Consider the following 1336-nt stretch of genomic DNA (forward strand, 5'->3'; position numbering starts at 1 on the left):
TGTCATAGGGCGGTGAATACTGCCTGATTGTGGGCCTCGAAAATTCCCTAGCTGATGCCCTGCCGTCGCGGCCTGAGCCACGCTCTCGCCGTGCAGGCGCTCCCGCCATCGTCGATGATTCTCTCCGTGTCAGAACGGATGGGAGCGGCGACGGTGATCCAGCTTGGAGAAATGCTTATGATCCTCGACCTTCACCGTCAGGGATTGTCCATCTCAGCCATCGCCCGCCGCACCGGGCGCGATCCCAAGACCATCCGCAAGTACATCGCCCATGGTCTCGAGCCGCCGGCCTATGGCCCACGCCAGGTCGAACGCCCCGGCAAGCTGGCGCCCTACCGCGACTACCTGCGCGAGCGCATCGCCGCTTTCCCAGACCTGAGTGCAGTCCGGCTCACCCGCGAGATCCGCGAGTGCGGGTACCAGGGCGCCTACACGGCCGTGAAGCGCTTCCTCGCCACAACCCGTCCCGCCGATCACAGGCCCTTCGAGATCCGCTTCGAGACGCCGCCCGGCCAGCAGGCCCAGGTCGACTTCGCCCGCTTCGTCACCACCTTCAGCGACGAGCCGGGGATGACCCGCATCGTCTGGCTGTTCTCCCTGGTGCTCGGCCACTCGCGCTACATCTTCGCCCGCTTTGTCATGCACCAGGATCTGCAGACCCTGCTGCGCTGCCATATGCTGGCTTTTGCGTCCCTGGGCGGCGTGCCGCTCGAGATCCTCTATGACCGCATGAAGACGGCCGTCACGGGCGAGGATGGCGAGGGCCACATCATCTACAACCGGGCCCTGCTCGCCCTGGCCCAGCACTACGGCTTCCAGCCCCAAGCCTGCCGGCCCTATCGGGCCAAGACGAAGGGCAAGGTCGAGCGGCCCTTCAGCTATATCCGCCAGGACTTCTTCCTGGCCCGTCACTTCCGCAATCTCGACGACCTCAATGCCCAACTGCGCGACTGGCTCGACACGGTGGCCAATGTCCGCCTGCATGGCACGACGCAGCGCATCGTCGTGGAAGCCTTTGCGGCCGAGCAGCCGGACTTGCAGCCTCTGCCGGCCGGTCCCTTCGATGCCCTTCTCAAATTCGAACGGCGGGTCAGTCACGAGGGGCTCGTCTCGGTGGGCGGCAACACCTACAGCGTTCCGGATCGCACCCGGCGCATCGTCGAGGTGCATCAATTGCCCGACCACATCCGCATCCTCGATCAAGGCCAGCTGGTGGCGGTGCATGCGGTGCTCGAAGGCCGGCGCCAGTCCCGGGTCGATCCGGCGCATCGGCAGGGGCTGACCCCAAGGACATCTCATCCCTTGTCCGACGCCGTGACCATTGAACGGATGGGGG

Annotated in this window: 1 protein-coding gene; it reads left to right on the forward strand. The window is 65.6% G+C overall.

What is annotated here, in order from left to right; translation table 11 throughout:
* Positions 1-153: 153 nt before the first annotated feature.
* Positions 154-1336 (forward strand): IS21 family transposase (istA, locus tag FS320_RS43450; protein WP_162003639.1); only part of this gene is annotated, 1183 nt, incomplete at its 3' end.

This window comes from Microvirga tunisiensis, assembly GCF_009296175.1.
Taxonomy (GTDB): Bacteria; Pseudomonadota; Alphaproteobacteria; order Rhizobiales; family Beijerinckiaceae; genus Microvirga; species Microvirga tunisiensis.